Source organism: Streptomyces sp. H39-S7, from assembly GCF_027158205.1.
Classification (GTDB): domain Bacteria; phylum Actinomycetota; class Actinomycetes; order Streptomycetales; family Streptomycetaceae; genus Actinacidiphila.
Genome location: NZ_JAPVLU010000143.1, coordinates 1 through 881 on the forward strand (window position 1 = coordinate 1; position 881 = coordinate 881).

The following is an 881-nucleotide window of genomic DNA, read 5'->3' on the forward strand; positions in this document are numbered from 1 at the left end:
CCTCGCGCTCAACGTCGCCGACTCGGCGTTGAACAACGACCTGGTGGGCGTGGCTGTGCACGCGGTCGCGCCGCTGCTGCTGATCGTCACGGCCGAGACCGGTCTGGCCTACCGGCGCGCGATCACCACCGCCGTACTCGCCCTGAGCACCAAGGAGCAGGCCGAGCGGGAAGCGCGCGAGCGCGCTTCCGCTGAGCGGCGTGAGGACAGCGCCCGGCGGGCTCGCGAGGAACGCGAGCACACGGCGGCGCTGGTCCGTGAACAGCGTGAGCATGAAGCCCGCATGTCCCGTGAACAGGCCGAGCGGGAAGCTTCCGCCCGGCGCGAGGAACGCGAGAGCGAGCAAGCCCGCCAGGCAGCCGAGCGGGCCGAGCGTGAACGCCGTGAGCGCGAGCGTGAACAGCTCCAGCGGGAGCTTGAACGGCGTGAACACGAGGCCGCTGAGCGCGGTGAGCGCGAGCGGACCGAGCGCCTTGAGCGTGAGCGTCGTGAACAGGTCGAGCGGCAGGAGCGGGCCGCGCAAGAGCGCGCCGCGCTGCTGTCGGCTGGGCCGTGCACGGACAAGCTGCCCGAGGACGACGCCCGCGCGATCGTGACCGCCGCACACGCGGAGGGGATGTCGGTGCGGACCGCCGCCGAACTGTGCGGCTGGTCGGTGGGCTGGGTCTCGACCCGGTACGCCGAACTGCGCGAGTCCGTCAACGGCCTGCCCGTTGATCTCACGGCGACCGGCCGCTCATGAGTACCACGACAACCGGTGGATCTCTCGCAACTGGAGTTCACGCGGGTTCCTTCGCGATGTGCCTGCCGATTGAGGTGCAAGTGGGGAGGTAGGAGCCCTCCTATCAGGCTTGATTGGTACGCGTGAGATGTTCGCAGTA

1 protein-coding gene is annotated in these 881 nt (G+C 69.8%); it reads left to right on the forward strand.

Annotated elements, in window-relative coordinates:
* Positions 1-742: DUF2637 domain-containing protein (locus O3X23_RS43885; protein WP_269281017.1), on the forward strand; the 742-nt coding region annotated here is incomplete at its 5' end.
* Between the last annotated feature and the right edge of the window lie 139 nt (positions 743-881).